Below are 26,173 nucleotides of genomic sequence, written 5' to 3'. Positions count from 1 at the left end.
TATGACAAAAGTTATGGTTGATGTTCTACTTTTTTATTTGCTGCCTAATCTAGCCGATTTTTAGACGTTATCGCTCACTGCCTACCAATAAATTGATTTCCTCATAAGAAATCGTCTCGTTTTTTCTCTCTCCAAATTTTCTCACAACAGGAGTAGGATTTTGATTAAAATTCATGCTTAAGCTTTGGTTGGAGTAGTGTCCTGCGGGATCGATATAATATTTAAAATCAATGATTTTTTCGATATCGATCTCTGCATAAGCAATTCCTTCTGTTTCTGCCGGTACCATTTCACTAATCGGCTCTCCATCAGGTCCATAAATGCAAGTATGCCCACTCTTAAATGTGTTGAAATACTCTCTTTGTTCTGGTGTTAAACAAATCATATCTTTCATCTCTTCAGAATAAATGGATGAAGTCATTATGACAAAGGTTTGGGTGGAGATCGCATAATATCTACTGGAGATTTCATCATCAAAGTATCCAGGCCAAGAAGCAACGTGAACTTGTTCGTTTTGTGAATTCATAGCAAGAAGATCTAATGGCACTTGATGCTCCCAGCACATAAGACCACCCAGGTTTCCGATTTCTGTTTCAAATACAGGCATTAAGCTTCCACTTCCATCACCCCAGATCAATCTTTCCGCAACCGATGCTCTCATCTTTCTATGCTTTCCGATTAAATCTCCGTTCGGATTAAACCATAATTGTGCTAGATATAAGGAACCCCCATCCTTTTCACTGCAAGAAATGCATACATACGTTTGATTTCTTCTAGCCGCTTCACTTAGCTTTTGAATGGCTAAGCTGGGGATTTCAACTGCATTTTTATATAGCTCGTGATAGAATTTTCTTGTATATTCTGGGTGTCCAATAAACGCAAACCAAGGGTATCCTGGAAGAAATGCTTCTGGAAATGCGACTAGCTTTGCACCATTAGACGCAGCTTCATCAATTAATTTGCAAGATTTCTCAACCGTTGCATCTAAATCCAGATATACGGGCGCTGCTTGAACTGCTGCTGCACAAAATTTCGGATATTTCTTCATCATAATTCCTCCTCTTGTTTTTGTTTATTTCCTTCTCAAATAGGTTTGAATCGTTCTTGCAACAGAAATGCTATCATTTACTAAATTTGGTGTAACCATCCACTCAATGGTTATTTTATCCATCCACCACCAATGAGGCTATTTTAATCCAAGGGGCCTTCTATACACGATATACCTTGGAATTTTTTGGGCGTGCACCTCTCCCGGCACACGTTGCGGCGCTGCATGACGGTGGTCGAACCGTATTTGCAATAACATATCTTTCTAATCCGATTCCAATAGAAAAAGGCACCTGTTGAGGTACCTTTCCGCTTTTTTCAACCATCCCATGAATTGATGCTTTATATTCACAGCATAGTCACATTTATGATTGAGTTTTGCATTTGCAAAAATGTGTGTAAAAGAAAAAGAGACCTCCCAAATGAAGATCTCTCACATTGAATGTCATTTTTATATAGATACAGATAGCAAAGCTTTTCAAATTGAACCTATCGCTATTTTCCTTGTCAGCCCAAGTCGTGACCAGTAATGATAATATATCCGACCAAAAATACATTTAATGCTAAAATAACCCCAGTGGACAGCCAAGCTAGCCATTTGACCCAAGTGCGATTTACAAACTCGCCCATTTTCCTTTTATCGCTTGTAAATAATACGAGTGGAATAACTGCAAATGGAAGCTGGAGGCTAAGTACCACCTGACTCCATAAAAGCAAATCTCCTGTTCCTCTCGAGCCAGCTATCCAAGTTACAATAAACGCTGGAACGACAGCAATTAAACGTGTAATAATACGGCGAAGCCAAGGTGAAATACGTAATTGGATAAAGCCTTCCATGACAATTTGTCCTGTTAGGGTTCCAGTTATTGTTGAATTTTGACCGGAAGCGAGCAATGCAACGGCAAATAATGTACTTGCAATACCAACACCTACAGTCGGACTCAAAAGCTCATAGGCGCCTTCAATTTCAGATACATCCAAGCCAGTTCCGTGAAAAGCTGCTGCTCCGAGAATGAGAATAGCGGAATTAATCAAGAAAGCAACAGAAAGGGAAACGGTTGAATCAAGCACTGAAAACTTAAGTGCCTCCTTGCGCCCTTCCCGGTTACGTTTATATTGTCGGGTTTGAACAATGGACGAATGCAAATACAAATTATGTGGCATCACGGTTGCTCCTAAAATTCCAAGGGAAACAAACAGCATTTCTGGATTTGTAACAATTTCAACCTTAGGAATATAACCGGATAATAACGCTGATACCTCTGGCTTTGAGATGATCAATTCAAAAGCAAATACACCAAAGATCGTTGTCATTAGCACGATAATGATTGATTCAATAATTCTAAATCCCTTTTTCTGGAGCATTAATAATAGCAAAACATCAAGAGTGGTAATGACAATACCCGCTAAAAGCGGGATACCAAACAATAAATTCAGAGCAATTGCAGAACCGATCACCTCTGCCAAATCGGTGGCGATGATAGCAAGCTCAGTTAACATCCAGAGAACAAAAGCTGTTTTTTTACCTACCGAATCACGTGTAGCCTGCGCCAAATCCCGGCCGGTAACAATCCCCAGCTTAGCTGCCAAAGATTGAAGGAGGATGGCGATCAAGTTAGAAATGAGTATCACAGACAGCAAGGTATAACCAAACCGCGCCCCGCCAGCAATTGACGTTGCCCAGTTTCCCGGATCAACGTAACCCACGGCAACTAACGAACCAGGGCCAGCAAAAGCTAAAAATTTACGCCAGAACCCCGCCTTGCTAGGAATGCGCACGGAATTATTCACTTCTTCTAAGCTTACATTGGAACTTCTCTGTAACCAACCGCTATTGTCTTTTGCTTCTTCGACTCGAGCATTCATGTTTCTTCCTCCTACTAAAATTGCATAAAGGAAATTATGTTTCCTTAAGGAAAAAATATATGTAAAAAAAAGTACACCGATCGCGCGTATATATTTATATAATACGTCTACATCGTTTCATTTGTAAATATTTTTTTAACCTTATGCAACTTTTTGTCTCAGGGGAAACTTTCATCCTGATTAAAAATGATCAACCTGTTGATACATGCATTCAAAGTCTTTTAACCGCATCTTATAAACCTAAAACCCTCTGTCATGAAAATAGAACAGAGGGCTTCAGAATTACATATTGAGAATCATGCAAAATACGGTTGCTGGCAGCTAATCCAGATATGCTACTTTCTATTACGGCTAATCCTTCAACAACTACAGATGCTCCAGCCAATTTACTATCTACATGTGTAACTGCCTTCTCTGGCTAGCTTCTCTCCCTCTCCTCTATTTGTACAACTCCCACTGTCTACGTAACGTTTTTCTTTGCTAGACTTTTTTGTTTGCCATTTGCTATGCTGGTCAGAATCATCCCAATTATAACCACAATCATTCCAAGTAAAGATAACCCTCTGGGGAATGATCCATGTAATAAAATGACTTCACCAAGAACGGTAAAGATCATCGTTCCAGATTGCGTGGATTCGACTGCTGCAAGCAATCCCATATTGTTTTTGGCCATATCTGTTGCTAAGAAGAAAAGAATGCTTGCAATCACTCCAGAGAATAGAGCCAGCAATATGGCTTGAACAAATTGAGTCCCAGTCGGTAATCCCACCGTAACCGTTCCATAAATCCCCAAAATAATCGCAATTGGCAAACTACTAATTGCCATTCCTAATGTACGCTGAAAGGTATCGATTCTCCCCTCACACAGCTCCATCATTTTACGGTTACCCAACGGATATAAAAAGGCACCGATTATAACGGGTATAAATCCTAGCAAAAATGCCTGAGCACTTAGATGGCCTGCTTGATTTACCTGCATGAGAATCACACCAAGTAGAATAATGACAGAAAAACGCAAGCTTTTAAAAGGAATTGCTTGCCGCACTCTCGTCTGACCTTTTAAAGCTGGCACCGTTACAAAAAATAACGGCGAAAGCAGTGCTCCCGCGACAATCGTGACTTGCCACGTCCCTGATGTTAACCAGGATGGACCATAAACCGCCGCAAAACTTAATAATGAATAAAAGCCTACACCACCTGCTGTCCCCCATAATAACCATTGGAATGGATGCTTGGCCATTTCCCGAAATAAATCTCCTAGATTTTTTCTGAACAATACGATAAGAAAAAGAACTGGAAGGGCTAAAATAAACCGTAAAGATGCCGTCCAAGCCCAGCTAGTTCCCCCAAGATTCATGGCTCGATTTATGATAAAGGTAGCTGAAAAAAACAATGATGATAATATCCCAACTAGTACTGCTCTCATTTCTATTCACCTCTTTATTATCTGTCATGGTATATTATATTATACTTTAATTATTATAATGTAAAGTATAATATAACTTATAGTTGAACAAAAAATGTAATAGAAAGTACTTATAAATAGGAATCCTCTCTTCATTTGATATAGTATATTATATAAAAACAAGAAAAAAGTAAGCTAAACATCGAAAAGGGTGTATTTATACATGGGTTCTACTAAAGATGAAACAAAAAAACTGATTCAATTTGTAGGTACTACACTTCGAGAGCTTAGAAAGGAACAGAATTTAAGCTTAGAGGAATTAGCGGCAAAGACAGGAGTCAGTAAGCTGACGCTTGGAAATATTGAACGAGGTGAAACCAATCCAACGCTAGGGATGCTGTGGAAAATTTCAAACGGTCTTTCTGTACCGTTAATGACACTCTTAAAACCGGAAAATGAAATTAATATTTTACGTGCTGGACAAGGACCCCAATTTTCAGAAGAGGGTCAGGCATGGGTGCTCGAACCATTGTTTAGTGATACCAGGGGAGGAATTGAGATGTATCGTGGCTATCTACAACCCCATTGTAGGTATGAGCCTGAAGCCCATCATCCTGGAACGATAGAGATTGCTACCGTAATGGCAGGAGAAGTTCAAGTAACGATTGGTGAAGCCACTTATACACTTAACCAATTCGACTCCATTCAGTTTACAGCGAGTGAAAAGCATGTTTACACAAACGTACGAGATGAACAGGTTGTACTCCATTTATCCATCAGCTATAAATAGCTATGGATTGTAAGTACTGTGACCCCGCCTATTTTCAGTATATGTATACCTATTTCTAACCAAAAGAAAAAGTGCCAGTAATGAGCTGGCACTCTATTTACGTTTTTTCGTGCTTGTCTAGTAGTCTTTATACCAACTTGTAATTACGACATATTGCTTACTAGCTCACCATGTAAAACTAAAACTCGATAACTCCTTTACTGTATCAAGAACCTTTTCCGCCAAAAAGTTCCCCTTCCAGAAAGCTCTCATTCCCTGTCACTTCTCATCTATCCATCTAGTTATTTTGTTCCCGCTTTCATCTATTGGTTGAAAGGAAAAACATAAAGAACGCCACTACCAATCTTGTTCTTTTTCTGAATACTCTTTTAAGAAACGCTTTCTTATTTCTCCCCCTTCTTTCCCCATTTAGAGTATGCCATACACTCATCAACATCGGCATCGCAAAGCTTTTCTAAATGATCCTGCATCCGGCACAGCACGTATAGATTTCTATGCTTATCGTGATTTCTTTCTCACAAATGAACAGCTAAAAGTAACTTTGACAAATATATTTTTCGCTATTCAATTAACAGAAAACCAAATGATAAAATATTTTCATTAAAAATAAAAACAAATTATTCCAATGTGAAATTTGTTATTTATAAAAGGGAGGTTTTTTTCTTCATTAAACACGTTTTGCCTTATTGCTAGGTATGATTTCAAAGGCGTACGACCTTGAGAAAATATACTTGGATTAAACCGTAACACTAAATACTCCATAGAAAAGAGATGATACCATGAAGTTACCTAACATGTATAAATGTTTGATGGCAACCGCCCTTCTCGGTCAATTTGCAACCTATCCAGAAATATCACACGCAGCTTCAAACGAAAAGGAAGTCGTAACTACACAAGATGCTAATTTTAAAGGCTTAATAGGCTACTATTTTAATGATAAAGAATTAAAACAGACTGCTCTGATCTCGAATTCAGAGACAGGCGATTTATCCATTGACAGCGATCAACTAGATGAAATGTTGCCTGAGGAATTGCAACAGTTTCAATCTGCCATGTGGAAAGGATTTATTAAAGTAGAAAAATCAGGTGAATATACTTTCTCCACGTCTGATAATGACCACACCACGCTATGGATAGATGATCAACAAGTCATCGATCACTCCTCCGCTACGCAAAAAATCGAACTAGAAAAAGGGAAGCTTTATAAAGTAAAAATTACTTATCAGCCAGAATCCTCTTCCACTGACGAATTTGGCTTAGAGCTTAACTGGATTACTCCACAAGGAACGGAAGAAATCATTCCAGAGGGAAATCTACTGCTTCCTGACATAAAAAATCAACCAGAGAATGAATCTAGCAGAAAAAAAAGAAGTATTTCAGCTCCTGAAGACGGAGTTGAAGATAGTGACGGTGACGGCATCCCTGATTCCTTAGAAGTTGAGGGATACACCTTGGATGTCAAGAATAAAAAGCTTATCCTGATGCCTTGGATTGAAAAAGTTCATGGAAAAAAACGCACAAAATCTGGTGAACCACTAACGAAATATAAATCATCTCCTTTGAAATGGAGTACCGCTTCTGATCCGTATAGCGATTTTGCCAAAGTATCAGGAATGATAGATAAAAAGGTACAAGTGAGAAATCCATTGCTTGCTGCCTATCCTAATTTACAGGTTCATATGGAGAAATTTATTATCTCGAAAAATAGACATGAAACGCTGGAAAATGGCGGGAATACAAGTAGTTCGATCAGTGGAAGTACTTCCACAAGCAATACTCATTCAACAGAAGCTTCTGTTGGGGCGCAAGTCCATGCTTCCTTATTTAACTTTGGCGGAAGTGTATCCACTAATTTTAGCGATAGTAATTCACAGACCGTAACCATTGATCGTTCAAGCTCTGAGAGTTTAGGGAAAAACTGGTCTAAGTCCTTAGGCTTAAATGCAGGAGAGGCTGCCTATTTTAATGCGAACATTCGCTATGTTAATAATGGTACGGCACCTATTTATGAAGCAGCACCTACTACTTCACTAGTACTAGGTAAAAACGATACCATTGCAACGATAAAAGCAAAAGAGAACCACCTAGCAAATGTAGTGTTACCGGACCGTTTTTATCCAAGTAAAGATCAAGCAGCTATTTCTCTACAAACCAAAGACGATTTCGGTTCTAGCCCGATTACAATCAATAAAGATCAGCTTGATAAACTAGAGCAAACACAGCAAATGCGCTTGGAAACAGATCAGGTTTCCGGTTATGTAGGAGTAATTGATCCGAAAACAAAATTAGTATCAGTTGATAAAGATAAGCAATGGAGTCATATTATCCCTCAAATTGAGGAAACTACTGCTCGATTGATCTTAAAAACAGATGATTCAGAGACAGAAAGACGAGTAGCTGCTGTTGATCCTGACGACTACACCGAACAAACGAAGCCAGATATTACATTAGGAGAAGCGCTCCAATTAGCTTTTGGTTTTGAGGACAAGGAAGGAACCTTATATTACAACAATAAAAGTATAGATGAGTTTAAATTGGTATTTGATGAAGAAACTGCTGAAAATATTGAAAAACAATTAGAAGATATGGAATCAGAAAATATCTATGACGTCCAACTGCATGCTCGAATGAATATACTAATCAAGCCAAATAATGATGAACCTATTGATGAAGTTGAGGTATCTGGATGGGAATCATTTGATGGAGAAAAATATTACTATAGATTTGGCGTGATGCAAACTGGTTGGCAAACGATAGATGGGAAAAGATATTATTTTAATGAAAATGGTGCATTAGTACCCAACAGAGTAATTGAGGATGGAACCTATCAAATTAAAACAGCATTAAAGAATACAAGTCTAGTTGATTGGAATAGAAGCGATAATAATATCACTGTATGGGAAACGAACGATGGAAGTAATCAAAAATGGAAGTTAGAATATGATGACTCACATCAAGCCTATGTGATTCGAAGCTTAGAAAATAACGATAAAATTATGGCTTGGAATGCTTACCAGGATTCGATTAATGTATTTGCTACACCGTTTGAAGGAAAACCCGAACATTTTTGGATTCCTGAATGGATTGATAATGACTTCTATATCTTAAAAAATAAGAAAGACCCTACTAAAGTGCTAGATGTAGATGGTTCAAGCACCTCAAACGGGTCCAACATTCAGGTAAGTGATTACAAAGGCACTGATAATCAAAAGTGGGAACTAAAACAAGTGAAAGAAAGTTAAGTTGTCGGTCATATAGGACAATGAAATGAACACGAAGTTGATACATCCCCCTCTCTCTATACCATAGATATCAAAAATAGCCCTCTTTTACATAGTAATCACATATTGGACTTACTAAAAAAGAGGGTTTTTTCACTATTATCTTCTAAGATTTACTACCTGTAAGGAGGAATTTAGATGCCACACAGAAATAAAATGTTGAAAGTCTTGAGTACAACTACTATGCTGTTAGCTTTAACAGTCGCTTCTCCAGCGTTTTCCCATATTACTTATGCAGCAAATGGAATACATGATGTAGAAGATAAAAAGAAAGAGGATAAAGAAAAGAAAGACAAAGAAGATAAAGAAAAGAAAGAGCGAGAGAAAAAAGCCAGAGAAGAAAGAATGAAGGAAGTCATAAAAGGTATTGTAAAAGCAGAAGGTAACAAGGAAGATGAGCGACGTTTAGAAGATACCCAAGCACTATTAAAAAAACTTCCACCAGAAGTATTGGAAATGTATGAAAAAGTGGGAGGAAAAATTCATCTGACCGAAAAAAGTATTGCGGAAAATCCTTTAGTCGAAGAAATCAGTGAAAAAGACAAAAACTTAAAAGATAGTGAAGGAAATGAAGTATCCTTAGATTCTCACGTTGTCTTTTCAATTGGCGGGAAGGAACCAGCTCTGATTATACATACGGAAGAGTTTTCGGATAGCCACACAAAAAGTAAAGAGGTTTATTATGAATTCGGAAAAGCAATCGCTCGTGATACGTTAGAAGAAAAGACTTTTGTCAATGAAGCATTTATAGATGCTTTAGATAGTGTTCAAGCAGATGAGGATGCAAGCGCATTACTCCTATCCCATCTACCTGATCATGAGGGAAATTTTGATTCCGAATATGTGAAAGAACACATCGATGACTTTCGCGAAGTGTTTGGACAAGCTTTTTCGTATTATTATGAACCAAACTATCAGCCGGTATTAAAGGCTTATGCGCCAGAAATGTTCAAGTACATGGATGAAATGAATAAAAATGGGTTTGAAGAAATAAATAAGAGCTTAGATGCACCAGAAAAACAGCCAGAGCGAAAAGACTTCGAGGAAGATGTAACAGCGGCTGACACATGGTACAAAGAAATGTATAAGGATTATAGTCAAAAGCTCAAGCCTGAACAAAAATCTGCCATCCAATTATATACCACGCAAAATTATAAAACGATCAATAAAGGACTACGAGAGAACGATTTGCCTCTAGATAAGATAAAAGAAGTAAGAGACATGTCAAAGGCTTTAGCCAAGTCCCCTCTCTCAGAAGCAGGAACTGTCTATAGAAAAGTGGGAAAAGATGCGCTAGGCATTGACATAACAACTAATTTTAAAAACGAAAACGTTGTACAAAAATTGAAAAGTCAGCTAGAAGGTTCCATTAGAGAAGAAAAAGCTTTCCTTAGTACCTCAGTAGCGAACCACTTTAGTGAATCGTTTGATGCGAAAACAGTTTTAGTTAAATTGAATATTCCAGAAGGAACACATGCTGCGTATATTTTTGGAGATCTTGCCACCTATCAAGGAGAATCCGAACTAATCATAGATAAGGGTTCTTCTTACAGAATTGATAAAATTGACACCTACGAATACACGAAAAAGTCTGGCGTTAAACAAACAAATTTACTAGTAGAAGCAACGTTGCTTCCGAGCCACCTTGCAGAAAATGTAAATACAGCAGCAAGAGAATTAGACAGACAGGGTCTAAAAGAAGAGAAAGAAGATATTGTAGAAAAATTAATTGATTTAGATGAGTCACTATCTGATCTGGATCGTCTATTAAAAAAATCAGACAAAATGGATAAGGAAGAAGTACTAGTGTTTTTTAATACGATTGTAGATAATCTCAGTCATGTTACTAAACAAGATGCTGCTATCCTGGATTCACTAGTAACAAGTAGCCGCAGCCAAGAAAATGAAGAATATCAAACCTGGCTAGAAGATGTAAAAACAATGTATAACCATTATGAAACAATGCAACAATTAGATGACAACGAAATCGTTGAATACGTAACTGATTTGAAGAGTAAATTAGATTCTATTACCAACTAAATAGACTTCAACCCGTTTTTCCGTAATCTATGCACCCCTAACGCTCAGCGGTAAGCTATAAGGTTTTCCATTGACTGCTGAAGGGGTGTTTTTTCTTTTAAAGTCCGACTAAGTTAACTCCCAGACGAAACGATCTATTTACACGTAAAGAAGCCTCCCTTTCTTACATATCTCCAATTTCCCCATACTTATGGCCCAGAAAAACAGCACGCCCCTTTACATGTTTTGTTACCCCGTTTTTATGCTTCCTATAATTGCTTATAATAAAACCTATTTTACATAAGCCGGATGGAAATGCTTGCAAGCTACTTCACACGGCAAACAAGCTGCGGATAAAAAAAGGGACAACCCCTCCTTCTATCTCTGGAGCACTTGTCCCAAAACAGTCATTGCTTCACTCTGTCTTTTTTTAAGCAGCATCTAGTGGAACCAAAATTATGTGCAGCGAGGTGTACCTAACGCTAGCAGAATGTTTGCTAATGCTTCATTAATAGGTGTTCGAATTGTCACACCAGCAGCTGTGACAACTAGGAAGAATTGGCCATTTACTTCATCTATACAAGTAACTTCTACCATATTTTCACCTTCTTTCCGAGAGTATGCTATATACTATGAAAAGAAGGAGTAAAATGATAGGGACAACCTCCTAATTGAGGAAATTTCAACGAATTTACTAGTGTAACTTAGTCTATAAAAACTGTAAGTCTCATTTTATCGCATAAAAATCCTTTGAGGGACAAGATATCCGGTACATCGGTCAATCGATTTGATTTTACGTGTAATTGTCTTGTTTTCGTATGTGCCCATGTAAAAATTCCCTTCTTGCAGAACACGACCTGTTAGTGCTGCTTCAAGTCCACCTTTATCCGTTGCATGAAGCGCTGCTAGTATTTTGGTCCGATTTTAACTCATTCATTTACGACGCTGCCGCATCTATTGCTTTTCCGTCCGTACCACGAATTTGCTCTGCTGTACGAATTGGGTAATTTTTGAATAATAGTGAGCCAATATATCCTGAAAGAATGCCAGATACCATAATACATAAGAAACATAATGTCACTTTCATTGGATCGTTAAACCCGTACATAACCATAAGTCCTGCAATTGGCGTTGCTGTTCCTGTTGCATTATTAATCAGATCAAACATTGAAATAATAATTCCCGCTGTTGCTCCACCAATAAAGTTTGTTACATAAACCGGAATTGGATTTGCTGAAATGAGATCCGCTTGCGTTAATGGTTCAATTGAAACGGCAATTACTGTACGCTTATCTCCAAGCTTCATTCGTTTAAAGAAAACGTAGTTCATAAAGGATGAGCTTGTTACCGCCAATGCACCAATTGCCATCGGTAGCCCTGTTAATCCGAGCAATGCTGTTAATGCCATTGAGCTTAACGGTGCAGTTGCAACGACTGTAATAATTCCACCTAGAATAATTCCCATAATAATTGGATTGGCATCAGTTGATGATGTAATAACTGCACCGATTTGCTTCAATGTTACTGTTACAATCGGATCCATTCCTTTTGCAATTAATCTTGTTAATGGTGCTGCAATTACAATACAAGCAATTAAATCTAATCCTTCTGGTACGCGTTTTTCAATTTGTTTTACTAAAAATGATATAAGGTAACCAGCAATAAACCCAGGCAGCAATCCAAAACTTAACACAGAAGCCCCTACAAGCATAGCATAAACAGGTGATACACCCATCGCTAAAGCAACCAAAGTTGCACCAGCTACTCCGCCTAGACTACCGGAAGATTGCCCAACCTCCTTTAAAAATGGTATACCGATTAAATCGCCACCCACGTATAGCTGAAAAGCTTCAACTAAAAAACTAGCAACTGCCGCACTTGCTAAAGCCCCCATAGCCTTCATTCCGTTGGGTGCTTTAAAACTAAAAAGTGAAAACAGACTTAGTACAAATAATAGTAATATCGTACCCTTAAGAATCTCCATGATATCAACTTCCTTTTAATCAGGTTTGGTATGAAATAATGCCAAAAATCCAGTGTTCAAATCATGATGAATTATAATACGCCCTCATTATAGCTTGTTTATTAGGAAACGTTTACTTTTAGTTAATTTAAAAACTTCTGATTTAAATAGCATTCACTTTTCTTACTATAAAATTACCGTAATGTATTACCAGTAAATAGGAAGTTAAAGGATTAAACTCCAGCTTGCTGCCACATAAAGTCGTAGAGAGCTTGAGCAGCACATCCTCTTAAATCACCTGTCAGAGCTAAGCTAGTATAACTAACAGGGCCTTCTATTATGATTCATGTAAATAGTCTGAGAACAGAGTGAGATCTTCACAAAGAATATACTACGCCATTGAACTCTTTTTGTTTTCCCTTAAGTTCCCAGATCCTATGTAAAGCAAGAAAATACATAAATAAATTCCCAAAAACTAAATATTACCAAAAATAAGTCATACACTAATATTACTAGTACTTTCTGGGCTGCGTTCTTACATTGTACTTGTAAAAGGAGGCTTTACTATGAACTTTAAAAAAAATGGTATTTACAAAATCATAAACAAAAAGAGCCATAAGATTATTGGGGTAAGTTATGGTGGAACTGGAGATGGAGACAGATTTGTCATTTATGATGATAGTAATACTGCTGACCAGCACTACATGTTTTTTTCTTTAGATAGCGGTTATGTAATTGTCCCACGACATAGCGGAAGAAGTATCGCAGTATCTTATGGTTCCAATCAGGATGGAGCTGAAATCCTTCAGTGGAAGTATAGCAATGCAAAGGATCAGCAATGGTATTTTGATTTCATTAACAATGATTATTATTTTATACGAAACAACAATAGTGGAAAGGTTATTGGGGTATCCGATGGATCAGAAACCTCAGGTAGCTATCTGATTCAATGGCAAAAAATCTATACAGCAGATGATCAGCAATGGTATTTTAAAAAAATGAATGAGGAGTTCCCTTTACCCATTCTGCCAGTTTTAGGGACATTAGAACCAGCCCCTCGAATCACATCAGCTACCCAAAATTTAGTTGGTCAAACCAAACCAGTAACAGTCGGAGCCATTATGTTACCCTTCATCATGGTTCAGGACAATAACCTTGATTTAGTGGTGCAGCTAACTGAGAGCCCCTATTATACGTTAGAACATCAGAGAAACTGGGTCTTATTAGCCGAGCATACAATTCCTAAAACAGAAGAGCTAGTGAAAGAACTAACAGTTGGTATGAAAACTACAGACCAAGAAAATATGGCTAGAACCCTTAATATAGATGTTGGTGCTGATTTAGGATTGAATATTGGGGGATTAACTGCAGGGTTAAAATTGAGTATAGTAACTTCATTATCTACTACCTTATCTCATACAAGAGAAAAAATGACAGAGATCAAAGTTACTAGGAAAATTCATAACCCTTATGACATACCGCTTCGTTATGCGTCATACGGCCTACAAGATATCTATGTACTAAAACGTACGAATGGCGAAGTTATAGGATCGTGGTCAGTGAAGGACCCAAATAATATACACGACACAACATATCCGTAACGATAAAACCTCATTAAAACATAAGAAATGTCTTTTTCCTCACTATCTAACAGTACTGTTTCTTCATCCACATACTAAAGAGAGCTGTTTGAACAATGATAGCAACGAAAATATGCTCAAATATCTCATTGCACCTTTGCTGTGTTGCTTCTCACGGGAAATACATGGTATATAAAGCTAATGTTAATTCGCTCTTTTCAATAAATATATCTGACGAAGCAAAAAGGTGAGCAAGGATTAGAAATCTATAAACATCTGATTTTTACCCACGAGCAGGAAAAACCCTTACGTACTCATAAGGACGTAAGGGTTTTAATGATTAATACATGTACCTGTTTTTTCTTAAACATTCGGAGGCAATACCCCATTTTTATGATTTCTAGGACCATGCTACTGGCCACGGTTATTACAAGATCGGATGTCTGAAAAGCTAATCACTATTGTTCTTTTTTCATCAAGCTATTTTCTTGGTTCGTTCAGATACAAATGCAAAAAATGCTCCATTACAGATAATTTATCCCTATTCGTTTTAGTTTTTTGCCTTTTCTGCTGAAATAAGGTAGAACATGGGTCTTCGATTCTCATCTTTTAATGCCGGTTCATCCCTTAGCATTTCATCTGAAGGGTTGGTTCCTTTATAGCTTTTAAAACATAGCCAGCTTCAATTCATTCATTATTATATGTCGAGATTGTGCGATGATGTTTAATAACGTTTTTCGTTAAGAAGGATGTTTTACGTACTCCCTCGGTTTGCTAATTGTCCACTGACCAATGCAGGCGATTTCCCTGAGCATCAAGGTACAAATCTTGTTCATTTGGCGAGCTTCACTAGATAAAATCCCTCACTAATTCTGTATATCCTTATGTACTTTACGCCAGTATTGTCTTGTTTTCTCGTCGCGTACAATGTAGCCAAGCTTTGCAAGTTCATTGCGAAGGTCTTTTATATCTTCCTTTTCTTTCTTTTCCAAGGCAATTTCTCGCGCCTTCATTAGAGCATTGGCAGATGGTGATATATCCGGGGTATCAAGGACCCAGCGCCGATACTCGTCTTTATACGGGTCCCCTTCTGAAGACCAAGGATAACCATGCTTCTTAAAAGCATTACTTATTTTGATAGCTGATTCATCGCTTTGTTCTCGTTCAAGCTCATATCCTGATTTCCCGAGAATGACCAGTTGTTTTCCATCCAAGAAAACCGTATCAATATCTTTTAAGGCAATCGTCTGCTTATACTCATCCTTCTCTACTTGTACTTCCTGATTCGTAATCGTTATGATAAGACATTCTTTAACAACTATGTAAGCAAACACTAGACCAGCAAGTAAACCAATCACTGCCAGCACGATAGTAGGCCAGAATCCTTGAAAGGAATTGATAAGTTTTAAAATTCCTCGGAATGGGACCCAAGGAAGTGTTATAGCCCATGCCGCTATTGTTGGAAGAAAAAAACCAAGAGCAAATCCTACTATTCCGAATCCACCGTATAGAAAAATTCCAGTCATTTTGGTATATCCAACAATTGTTTTTTGTTCATTCAATGATATCTTTGATGCCGTCATCTATTTTCACCTACTTATGTATAATGAGCCTACTTCAAATCACGTCTTGCGTAAACGATGAACGATTGCTTCTCTTCTCCATTAATGTTGCTGTGCTTCTCTGCTTTTCTTCACTGCTTTTGTTCACATAAAAGCTCTCCCTTGAGTTTCCGATTCAATAGCCAATTTTTCGAACAATCAATCAAATGTTATCGCAAAAAAATTTTCTAGTCAATTCACTGCATATTTCTAATTTATTTTTGTTTACGTATGAGAGAATAATGGATTTTTCAATAACACCCATCTTATAAAATTCAATCAACAGTAGAAGAAGGAAACTGCTAGTTGTTTTACATAGTGTTTTTCTCTGTCAATTCGTTGATCTCCACGAAGGCTTTAGTCAAACCAAGCCTTAAAAAAGGTTCTTACTCGAATAATAAAATCCTTTCGATTTTTATGTTTGTACCATATGTTGAAATAACAATAAATCTTTGTGTCCAAATTGTTAACTTACCCATATTTGGAAGGATATTCCTTTTTACCAAAGAATTATTCATGTTGTAACAAAAAATAATTTTTAGGGAGTTGAGGCAAATGTTTAAAAAATTTGTTGTTGGTGCCCTAGCCTTAGGACTAATGAGTGGATTTGGCGGTAGTTTCGCGTCTGCGGCTACTTTAGATTCTGCTCAAGAGCAACAGATTGTTAAAGCACAAATAAGAACTGGAAATCTTTTTATAGTGCCAGGCGGACCACCAGTACCTTTGTATTCCATGCGCAATATTTCATATGTAGTGATATCAGGCAACTCACATTTAGAGGTATATAAAAATCCCTATAATCAAACATGGTACATTAGAGCTGATTCCCATTTTAACGGTGGTTATGTTAAAATGCTTCTCGATGGAGAAGATGAAATATTGTATAAAGTTTATAGAAGATAGGTTTTACAAAGCTCTCCTTATTGATGAAGGAGAGCTTTTCAAATCTTCCTCGTAAATACTTGATGAACCACCTTGCCTACTGATCCGCTGGAAAACAATAGTCCTCCCAAAAAGAAAGCTATCTAATTGCCCCCACACCTTCCAAACAACTAGAATCAAGCCTTCAGTTTGCTTCAACTAATTGTTAGTGCATATTTCTACTTGGTTATTTCTAGAAAATCATATTATGTAAAGCAAGTGACTATGGGCAACTCCTAGTAAAATAAAAAAGATCACGGTGATATCGCGATCTTTTTTACCTATTCCTTATGTAATTACGGTTTATCGGTTTTTATGGTGAAAAAATGCAAGTTAATTTATGCATTCATTTATCGTGTTATATCAAGTCAAGCATTTAGATCTGTAATGGCTGGTACATGAATTTCTTTGACGCAAGAAACCTTTGACAAGCTCACAACACATTTGACTAAAGAGACAATGTCCTGGACTGGAATCCGTGTGCCGTTATATTCAGAAATCGCTTTTTCGGCGCCAGCCTCGTATGGGATTTCCGCTGCTAGTTCACCTGGATTGATGCAAGTAACAGCAATTCCATCTTTCCTGACATGTTCTCGCAAAGCATTGGTTATGCCTCGTAATCCGAATTTAGAACTCACAAATGATACCTGGGAATTATTTGTATTATCTAATCCAGCAGTTGATCCAATTAGGATTATCTTCCCACTTTCTGACCTTCTTAGATTTGGCAACAAGGCTTGGATATAAGTAATCGTGGATGTTATGTTTGTATGAATGATAGTAGCAATATCTTCTGGATCGTCCAGTTCGAAGTCATAATGATCTTCAAACCCCTCTTTTTCCCACACCCCAACATTGTATATCAGGACATCTATTCTTTCATGTTGAAGAGTATCCGTAATCATTTTTATTTTATGTTGCTGCGATAAATCGGCTTCCAGCCATATTCGCTGAACTCCGTCATTTAAGTCTAAGCTTCTGGGTCTGCTTCTGGAAACAATCCATACCTGATCTCCAGAACTGGGTAAGCCTTTGACAAAAGCGTCTCCTAATCCTTTGCTAGCTCCAAATATTATGTATTTTTTCACCAAACGACCCCCTATTTCCGTAATTTCCCATAATTATTCAGAATGTTACCATCTTTCATTATTTAAGTCAATTTACGTTAGATCAAGGAAATAGATAGTGAGCGGATTTTTGCCAAAAGTGAAATATTAGAGGTAACAAAGCTAGTCGATGATAAGGGACGTGAGCAGACGTCCAGTTGAAAGCACGCAACGGAACTAATGGAGGGATTACTCCTGATTTTTAATCAAATCTGTTATTAGGTCCTGTTGCTTTCTCTGTTTGTTCTGCATTTGTTTTTCTCTATTCTTGTTATGCAAGTGTAGGTTGGTTATGCTGAAACACTCTTCTGGTTCCATGTTATCGGCTTTAACAAAGAAAGACTTAGCTTGCGAACATATGACATTATAAAAAGGTAAGGGGCACAAACAGGTAATAATCGTTTGTGCCCTCAGGTTTTATTTTTCCATAGGCGTCTCGGCTTCGCCATTGGTTGGTTCTTTTTGTTCGATAAATCCTGCTAATGCTCGGATCGTTCGGTGTTCATAGACAACCAGATCATCGGAGATTAATCCCTCCTCCTCCATCTCTAAGTCAAGAGTAACAGCAAGTAATGAGTTTCCCCCAAGCTCAAAGAAATCCTCGTTTGTCCCTACTTGTTCAACTTTCAGGACACGTTTCCAAATTTCCAAAAGCTTCATTTCTAATACAGTCTTGGGTTCTTCTCCTTCTTGGTTCCTTGGTGTTAAAAGTAGAGCTTCATCCTGAAGTGCACGTCGATCTACTTTTCCACTGGTCGTTACGGGAAGTTTATCCAGTGTCATGAAATGAGCTGGAATCATGTAGCTGGGAAGCTGTTTACTCAGATGTTCCTTAATCTCACTCATATTGAGTGGATTTGTGGTAATGATGTATGCTACTAGCTGTTTATTTCCAAGTGAATCATCTTTATCTAGCACCACAGCGTCAGCTATCCCTTCATAGGAGCGAAGTCTTGTTTCGATTTCTTCCAATTCAATACGGTATCCGCGGATTTTCACCTGATGATCCATTCGACCCAAAAATTCGATATTGCCGTCAGGTAGCCACCTTGCTAAATCCCCTGTCCGATACATCCTCTCATTCGATACAAATGGGTTGGCAAAAAACTTTTGTTCATTTAGCTCAGGCTTATTCAAATAGCCTCTCGCCACACCTGCACCAGCAATATATAATTCCCCTACTATCCCGATTGATTCCAATTGGATTGACTCATTCATCACATAAACCTGAACGTTTTGAATCGGTTTGCCAATCGGCAATGTACTATATTCTCCTGCGTTTCTCAGCGGAAAGCTTGTTGCGATGACGGTTGCCTCTGTAGGACCATAGAGATTATCAAGTGTTACATTCCTTGTAAGAGAGTAGAATTGCTCAACGACGTCATGCGAGATTGCTTCACCCGCTACCAATACGTATTTCACCTTATTGAGAACCTCAATTGACTCTTCGTGAATTGAATTGAGGAATACTTTAAACATGGATGGAACAAAGTTGATAAGTGCCACATGATAAGACTCAAGAGCACGTAGAATACTCTTAGGATTTCGATGTCCATTTGGTTCAAGAATCACCAATGATCCGCCAGAAATGAACCAGCCAAATAATTCAAGCACTGATACGTCAAAGGTATAAGGGGTTTTTAAGAGATAAGCATCATCTGCTGTCATTGGATAGGTCTTTTGCATGGCAAATAGATAATTGACGATGCTGCTATGTTCAATCATGACTCCCTTTGGTCTGCCAGTAGAACCAGATGTGTATAGAATATAGGCAAGGCTGTCCGCTGCAGATATAGGCTCAAGGTTTGCTGTATCTCCCTCATAGAGAGCTTCAGCGTTAAGATCAAGAATTGGTCCCGTAAAAGCAATGGTATCGGTATGCTTGGTTTCCGTAAGTAAAACCTGCGTTTTGCTATCTTCAAGAATGTAGTGTACATGTTCCGCTGGGTAATCAGGATCAATTGCTACATAAGCAGCACCCGCTTTCATCACTGCTAAAATACCTAGAATCATCTCTACCGAACGGTCAAAAAGTAACCCTACCACATCTTCTTTTCCAATCCCTAAGCCACGTAATTTTCTCGCTAATTGGTTCGCTCGTTCGTTCACAAACTCATACGTGTATGTCTGATTTTCAAAGATAAGAGCGGTCTGCTTCGGATTGCGTCTCGCTTGCTCTTCGAATAATTGATGTACCTGTTTATCTTTTGGATACTCTTCTCTGGTATTGTTGAATTGATAAAGAATCTTATCTTTCTCTGCCCGCGTTAGGAGCTCTATATCAGAAATGCTGATGCTTGGATTTCGAAGTATCTGCTCTATAATCGCAAAAAAGTGATTCACCATTCTCTCAATGGTATCTTGCTTAAACAATTTCGTCACGTATTCTACGTGGAGCAAAAGCCCATTCTTTTCTTGAAAAATTTCAAATGTAATGTCAAATTTAGATGCTTTGTGTTTATATTCATAGGGAGTAAAGGTAAGTGTGTTCGCTTGTGTATGGTAGGATGGAATATTTTGCATGATCAGCATCGTATCAAATAAAGGATTACGGCTGTTATCACGTTCCAACTGCAGCTTATTGACTAGCTCTTCAAATGGATACTCTTGATTCTGATAGGCTTGCAGGGCATTTTCTTTTACTTCCTTAAGGAGAAGACTAAACGGTTTATCTTGGTTTAGACTGTTTTTCATCGCCAATGTATTGACAAACATCCCCACCATTTTTTCCGTATCTGCGTGGACACGTCCAGCAATAGGCGAACCAACAATAATCTCTGTTTGTTTTGTATATTTATGAAGAAGAACATTGTAAGCGGCTAATAAGACGATATACAGGGTAGTACCTGTTGATTCTGTAAAACCACTCAACTGCTTCGCGATAGAATCTGGGAAACGTTGAATGACACGGTTACCGTCGAAGCTTTGCTTTGCTGTTCGAGGGAAATCAGTAGGTAGTTGCAAAATTGGAATTTTACCTTCAAAAGTCTGTAACCAGAAGGCTTCCTGATTCTTTATCTCCTCACTTTTCATACGCTTGCGCTGCCACGCCGCATAATCTTTATATTGGATGGACAAGACAGAAAGCTCTTCTTGGGCGTAAAGCTTAATAAAATCTTGCTGCAAAATCACCATTGAAACTCCATCGGAAATAACATGGTGCATATCAAAAAGTAGCAAATGGCGATATTCATTGAGTTTTACCAACCCAACCCGAAGTAAAGGGGCTTGACGTAAATCGAAAGGCTGAATGAACTCGTCTATGATCGAGTCGATATGCTCCTCCGTAGTTTCATGAAACCAAATGTCGATCGTGGCATGCTCCTGCACTTTTTGCACGGGTTCTCCATCTAGGAAAACAAACGACGTACGCAGGCTTTCATGACGTTGTATCAATTCCTGAATAGCTTGTTCGAATCGTTTTTGATCAAGCTCTCCTTCAACGATTAGTGCTCCTGGAATATTGTAGCTAGTTCCTATCCCTTCAAATTTATTCATGACAAAAAGACGCTGTTGTGCAGAGGAAACAGGATAATAATCACGTTTTTCTACAAGGCCAATTGCTTGATACTGCTTTTTATCACCCCGGTCAATATAGATGGCAAGTTCCTCAATCGTCGGATGCTGGAAAATAACCTGTAAGGGAACCTCCACATGGAAGATCTTCATGATGCGTGAAACAAGCGTCGTCGTATTTAACGAATGACCACCAAGTTCAAAGAAATTCTCGTGTATACCAATCTGGTCTTTTGAAAGGATATTCTGCCAGATTTCCACAAGCTTTGCTTCTGTCTCGTTCCGGGCAGCAACGTACTGTTCCTTGGACATATGTTCAAATACATCCTCGGGATGAGTAAGCATTTTCTTATTTATCTTTCCGTTTGAGGTAATCGGTAGCTTATCCACTTGAATTATGTAGGTAGGTACCATGTAGATAGGGAGATCCTTCGAAAGAAACTCACGCACTTCTCTTGCAACTACTGTATGATCTGCTACGACATACGCGCACAGATAGGTTTCTTGCGACGTTTTACTATCCAAACCAATCACAACAGCTTCTCTCATGCCTGAATATGTGAGGAGCTTGCTTTCGATTTCGCCCATTTCAATGCGCATACCACGTATTTTTACTTGCTCATCAAAGCGACCTAGGTATTCGATATTTCCATCTGGCAGCCATCTGGCTAAATCTCCTGTTCTGTACATGCGTTCACTAGATTGAGGAAATAAATCAAGAAATGGATTTGGCGTAAACTTCATTTCGGTTAGCTCAGGACGATTCAAGTAACCTCTGGCTAATCCCTCACCCGCAATACATAGCTCTCCAGGAATTCCAATTGGCTGAAGCTGATTATTCTCGTTTATAATAAATACCTGTTGATTCGCCAGTGGTCGCCCGATGGAGATATTGTTAACTCGATCAATCTCTTCCAAGATTACATGGCAGGATGTGGAATCTACGCAGGTTTCCGTTGGACCATAGGCATTGAGTATTTTTGGTTTATTTGAGAAATGACGTGCAAAATTCGCTACAACCTTAGGCGTAAGCGCTTCGCCTGCAATGAGTAAGTGTTTGAGAGCCAAATCGGTCGTGTTTGCTTTGTGTAAGCAATCCCCTAAAATCCGTAGATGAGTTGGCGTGCCATCTGAGAGTTCTATTTGGTGCTTACGATAGAAAGCAACCAATTTGTCTCCCTCGACTCGTGCATCCTCTGGAACAATAAATAGGCTATGACCGTTTAACAGGGAACCAAACATGTTTTGTATGGATGCATCAAATTCAAGCGGCGACACCATGGCTACTCGCAGAGGGGATGGATATGTGCCATATAATTCTTGGCTAAGCCCCCAAATAAGATTAACAACGCTACGCTGCTCAATCATCGTACCTTTCGGTTTACCTGTTGAACCAGATGTAAAGATCACATAGGCAAGATTGGATGGATTTGCCTTGCAAAATTCTTCAGCCTCATTTGTCTTATATGAAAGAAGCTCTGTTACACTCAGCACTTCCAAGTCTGGGAGGTCCGCCATAAGCGAACTGTCAGAAATGAACTCCTCATTAGTAATGAGAAGCGGGCTATTCGTGTCCTCTAACATGGATTGAATGCGATTTTTTGGCAGGAACGGATTGAGCGGCAAGTATGCACCGCCAACCTGCAGGATAGCTAGAATTGAAACTACAACATCTATATTGCGCTTTAACATCAAACCTACAATTTGTTCTTGTTGAATCCCTTTTTTCTTTAGTAGATACGCCGCTTGGGTTGCCCTGTCTTTCAACTCAGCATAGGTTAACTGACGATTGTCATCTGCCACAGCAATTACATCTGGCGTCTTTTCAGCTTGTAACGCAAAAAGCTCATATAAATTTTTCTCTGTAGGAAATTCCATTTGCGTATCGTTAAAATCACGAATTTGAAGTTTCTCGTTCTCTGATAGCATGTCAATTACAGACAAAGGTGTATCAAGATTATCTAAGATAGTTTGTAATAGTCCTTTGTAATGAGTAGCTATTCTTTGAACGCCAGCTCTGTGGTATCGATCGGTCGAAAATGTAATCTCCAGCTCAAGACTGTCATTTGTTTTGAGGAATGAGAATAAGACTTCCGGCTGGTTTGCAAGTAGGTAGTTATGATCATGAATGTTCTCTAGTAGAATCCCAACATGAAAGAGAGATGAATGATCAGACCTGGAATGACCCATAATCTGTTCATATAAGGATAAAAGCGGATAATTTTGATTCTGAGTCGCATCATTCAGCATTTCTCTAGTCTGCAAGAGTAGCTCCTTATATGTCATTTCATTTCTTAATTGGTTGCGAAGAATAAGGATCGTATTGATAAAATCAGCTTCAGTTTCCTGCTTTAAGACTGGAGTGACCACGATGATGTCAGTATGGCCCGTATATTTGTATAACAGCACGTTCAATACAGAAGTCAAAATCATGTGCAAGCGTATGTCAGAGCCATTGGAAAGCTTCATTAGCTGGCTAAAAGTCAAGCCATCAACAACACTTTTTACATAATCTCTTTGTTCACAAGGGCTCTCTTGGTTTTTTTGATCGTAGGGAAAGTGGCACTCCGTTAGCTCTCCCGACAGCCTCCTCTGCCAATAATCTCTTTCCTTTGACTTCTGGTTTGCAACGATCATTCGATCTTCTGAAACGTTTATCCTACCCATTGACTGCATTTGCATCTCTCCTAATAAGAAGTTCTTCTTATCCTGCTTTGCATGCCACATGTGTAATGTCCTTGAAGTGGAAGATTACGTTCACGATTTGGGCAGTCTCCTTACCCAAATCGTTCTGATCATCGTGCAATTCAATCACTATTTTAATAACCGTTAGCGTTATTCCTCTTCAGTTAAAAGCAACTTTTTGGTCAAAATTTCCCATTCTTTTAGCCCATGCAAATTTTTCAAATCATTTTCAAATTTCACGTCGCTTGTATCTCTCCAGCCCTTGTCAATGGCTCGTTCTAAATAGGAAAGAGCAGTAGTCGTGTCTTTGCTCACAGCAAAGCCACAAGCGATGAGAAAACAATGCCAGTCTTCCAGTTCTCCCAGTCCTTTTGCTCTTCTAACATAGTCATTGGCTGTAACGACATCGCCAAACTCTTTTAGCTGGTAATAAGCACTGCTTACAAGATTATCTTGTTCACGGTAAAAGAAATAGTACGCCATGTAATCCCGACGGTTTTCAAAGCCTAACTTATTTGCTAATCTTATGGACGCATAACGGAAATGTTCTGTCTTCCAATGTGGAGTGATCTCCCGTTGAAGACATTCATCCAGCACAGCGCGAGCAGCCAGTGTTGCCAATCCCTTGTTCCGATGTTTCATATCGTAGGTGTTAATGCCGATCTCAATATTTCCATCACCTGCATAAACAGAAAGGCAACTGCTAACTGCCTTATCCCCTTGCATAGTGCAATAGCCAATACCCTTCTCGAAAAAAACCTCTGGAGAGACCCAGAAGTTCTCCAGCTCTTCTCGAATAACGCCCTCTTTGTCCCTCTCCATTAATTCCGGAGTAATTTTTTCTACAGAGTAGCCAAAGGGAATCTGATCATGCCATTTTCCAAGCTCTCGATACCTCGCTTCATTAAATGTGAAAGCACAACGTCCATAAGCTTTTGGCAGATAGCTTTTCAGCCTATCAATCACTGTTCCTTCACCCGTATTCGCCCCTGCGAACTCTAACTGAAAAGCAATGTCACCAATCTGCAAACTCTCTGGTGCAATTCTCTCCCGAATGAACGACTCGAGGGTTTTGTTAAATGATTCGTTCTCCTTGTCTCCACCAAGTATAAATATTTCAAATTTTGCCCATATCAATGCTGTTTTTGGTTTTTCTGTATCATCTACATATACTTTTCCTTGGTTATTTCCATTAATGATTCCCCAGATAATAGGATGATTGGTTTGTTCGTGAAAAATATCCTTAATCCGATCGTAATGTTGAACAGGAAGCTCATAAATCATGCCTGATGTTTCCTTTCTTTTGTAGGTTTTCTATTTAGTATTCAAATTCTCTATCTTATGCTTTCTTTTCTAACAGGAGACGATTATATTCTTCAAGCAACTGTACTGCAAAGCATCTTTCGTCCTGTGAAACCTCCATGATTTTTTGGGAGAGCTTCTCCAGTGCAATATCATTACATCTTTTTGTGAGATGCATTTTGATAACAATCCCTCGAATAATATCCCAATTATTCCCTATTCTTTTCATTTCTTCCACAAAAGGAGCTAAACTTGCATAATCACGTGAAGCAATAAACGCTAAAAGATGTGCATATTTAAGACGCCCATTTGCAACATCCGCCAGGTTGTTTATTAGTGGAATGTCATCAAAGTTTTTGTCATATCCTTCTGTCTCTATTTGCAAATCAAAGGTTTTCCGTAAAACATCTGCAAACTCATGCATGTCAGAAAACGCCTTTCCGATCTGTAATTCTGAGGAAAGTCTGTCAGCTAACGTTTGGATGACTTGCTTAGGATCAACCTGTTCATCCTGGACAAGAGAGAATGTCGTTATATGTTGATAGCCCTTGATAAAATTTGTGTGGGACAACTGCACCTCCTTTTTCATAAAATAAGGATCTGTACAATAAAGATCTTGCGTTTCAGAGTTAATTCCCACAATCATAAAGGAATGAACAGTGTGTTCCTTCTGATAGTTTTTATCCCAAGGAACCCAAAAGGAATTCATGGTAGCCACCACGGGGAAGCCAGAAGTCAGCTCCGTTTGAATTAACTCATACACCTCTTCTTCAATTTGTTTATGATAGACTGTTCCTCGTATGCCATGATACTGTTCGAGAAGCGCTAAGAAGTTATTTGAGGGAATGATTAGTTGGTCTCCTATTCTTTGCGTTTGCTTTCTATTAGATTCAAAAGAAAAATTCCACGTTTGTGCAAACATACACTCGTGATTTCGATTAAGCCAACGCGCAAGGGAAGCAATTACATCTTCAATGCAATTATTTTCAATATGTTTTACTGGTTCTATATTTATAAGCAAATAGGGATTTTCCATTGATGATTTCAACATAACCAATTCCCCTCCTAAAATGTAACACGGGTATTTCATT

15 protein-coding genes are annotated in these 26,173 nt (G+C 38.5%); 5 read left to right on the top strand and 10 right to left on the bottom strand.

The genetic code is table 11. The annotated features are described in order from the left end of the window. Positions 1 to 67: 67 nt before the first annotated feature. From AYJ08_RS05640 to AYJ08_RS05630, 3 genes are all read right to left on the bottom strand, one after another. The gene (locus AYJ08_RS05640; protein ID WP_035293229.1) at positions 68 to 1,051 is read right to left on the bottom strand and encodes a carbon-nitrogen hydrolase family protein; all 984 of its coding nucleotides are present in this window, start codon (positions 1,049 to 1,051) and stop codon (positions 68 to 70) included. Positions 1,052 to 1,554: 503 nt separating this feature from the next. Continuing rightward, complete coding sequence (locus AYJ08_RS05635) at positions 1,555 to 2,913, bottom strand: Nramp family divalent metal transporter (RefSeq protein WP_064016915.1); 1,359 nt, start codon at positions 2,911 to 2,913, stop codon at positions 1,555 to 1,557. 460 nt (positions 2,914 to 3,373) lie between these two features. Then, the gene (locus AYJ08_RS05630) at positions 3,374 to 4,339 is read right to left on the bottom strand and encodes a DMT family transporter (protein WP_064016914.1); all 966 of its coding nucleotides are present in this window, start codon (positions 4,337 to 4,339) and stop codon (positions 3,374 to 3,376) included. A gap of 202 nt (positions 4,340 to 4,541) precedes the next feature. Between AYJ08_RS05630 and AYJ08_RS05625 the strand changes: the two genes are divergently transcribed. The 3 genes from AYJ08_RS05625 to AYJ08_RS05615 all read left to right on the top strand — a co-directional run bounded on the left by AYJ08_RS05625 (position 4,542) and on the right by AYJ08_RS05615 (position 10,429). Further along, positions 4,542 to 5,108, top strand: a complete 567-nt coding sequence (locus tag AYJ08_RS05625) for a helix-turn-helix domain-containing protein (protein WP_064016913.1) — start codon at positions 4,542 to 4,544, stop codon at positions 5,106 to 5,108. Positions 5,109 to 5,887: 779 nt separating this feature from the next. Next, on the top strand, positions 5,888 to 8,350 hold the full coding sequence (locus AYJ08_RS05620; protein ID WP_064016912.1) for a binary toxin-like calcium binding domain-containing protein: 2,463 nt from the start codon (positions 5,888 to 5,890) through the stop codon (positions 8,348 to 8,350). A 177-nt stretch (positions 8,351 to 8,527) separates the two neighbouring features. Further along, positions 8,528 to 10,429, top strand: coding sequence for an ADP-ribosyltransferase (locus AYJ08_RS05615; RefSeq protein WP_064016911.1), 1,902 nt, complete (start codon positions 8,528 to 8,530; stop codon positions 10,427 to 10,429). Between the two features lie 435 nt (positions 10,430 to 10,864). On the opposite strand, the gene AYJ08_RS23365 is transcribed toward AYJ08_RS05615, so the two are convergent. Next, positions 10,865 to 11,005, bottom strand: coding sequence for a DUF3956 family protein (locus AYJ08_RS23365; protein WP_157452791.1), 141 nt, complete (start codon positions 11,003 to 11,005; stop codon positions 10,865 to 10,867). Between the two features lie 340 nt (positions 11,006 to 11,345). After that, a complete protein-coding gene (locus AYJ08_RS05610) occupies positions 11,346 to 12,392 on the bottom strand; it encodes a PTS sugar transporter subunit IIC (RefSeq protein WP_064016910.1) in 1,047 nt (348 codons plus the stop codon). A 545-nt stretch (positions 12,393 to 12,937) separates the two neighbouring features. Between AYJ08_RS05610 and AYJ08_RS05605 the strand changes: the two genes are divergently transcribed. Beyond that, a complete protein-coding gene (locus tag AYJ08_RS05605; protein WP_064016909.1) occupies positions 12,938 to 13,972 on the top strand; it encodes an RICIN domain-containing protein in 1,035 nt (344 codons plus the stop codon). An 845-nt stretch (positions 13,973 to 14,817) separates the two neighbouring features. Here the strand turns inward: AYJ08_RS05605 and AYJ08_RS05600 are convergent. Next, a complete protein-coding gene (locus tag AYJ08_RS05600) occupies positions 14,818 to 15,534 on the bottom strand; it encodes a YqeB family protein (protein ID WP_064016908.1) in 717 nt (238 codons plus the stop codon). Positions 15,535 to 16,107: 573 nt separating this feature from the next. Between AYJ08_RS05600 and AYJ08_RS05595 the strand changes: the two genes are divergently transcribed. Then, positions 16,108 to 16,455: a hypothetical protein gene (locus AYJ08_RS05595; RefSeq protein WP_064016907.1), complete on the top strand. Its 348-nt coding sequence runs from the start codon at positions 16,108 to 16,110 to the stop codon at positions 16,453 to 16,455. 386 nt (positions 16,456 to 16,841) lie between these two features. Here AYJ08_RS05595 and AYJ08_RS05590 read toward each other — a convergent pair whose 3' ends face one another. The 4 genes from AYJ08_RS05590 to AYJ08_RS22865 form a co-directional block, all read right to left on the bottom strand. Beyond that, entirely contained in the window at positions 16,842 to 17,561 is a 720-nt protein-coding gene (locus tag AYJ08_RS05590) for an SDR family NAD(P)-dependent oxidoreductase (RefSeq protein ID WP_082890875.1), read from the bottom strand. 435 nt (positions 17,562 to 17,996) lie between these two features. Further along, positions 17,997 to 23,822, bottom strand: a complete 5,826-nt coding sequence (locus AYJ08_RS05585) for a non-ribosomal peptide synthetase (protein ID WP_082890874.1) — start codon at positions 23,820 to 23,822, stop codon at positions 17,997 to 17,999. A 108-nt stretch (positions 23,823 to 23,930) separates the two neighbouring features. Continuing rightward, positions 23,931 to 25,064, bottom strand: a complete 1,134-nt coding sequence (locus AYJ08_RS05580; RefSeq protein ID WP_064016905.1) for a GNAT family N-acetyltransferase — start codon at positions 25,062 to 25,064, stop codon at positions 23,931 to 23,933. A gap of 55 nt (positions 25,065 to 25,119) precedes the next feature. Further along, complete coding sequence (locus AYJ08_RS22865) at positions 25,120 to 26,133, bottom strand: C39 family peptidase (RefSeq protein ID WP_197490594.1); 1,014 nt, start codon at positions 26,131 to 26,133, stop codon at positions 25,120 to 25,122. Between the last annotated feature and the right edge of the window lie 40 nt (positions 26,134 to 26,173).

This window comes from Brevibacillus sp. SKDU10 (assembly GCF_001645205.1).
In the GTDB taxonomy this organism is placed as follows: domain Bacteria; phylum Bacillota; class Bacilli; order Brevibacillales; family Brevibacillaceae; genus Brevibacillus_B; species Brevibacillus_B halotolerans.
This window is presented reverse-complemented; position numbering and strand designations above follow the sequence as displayed.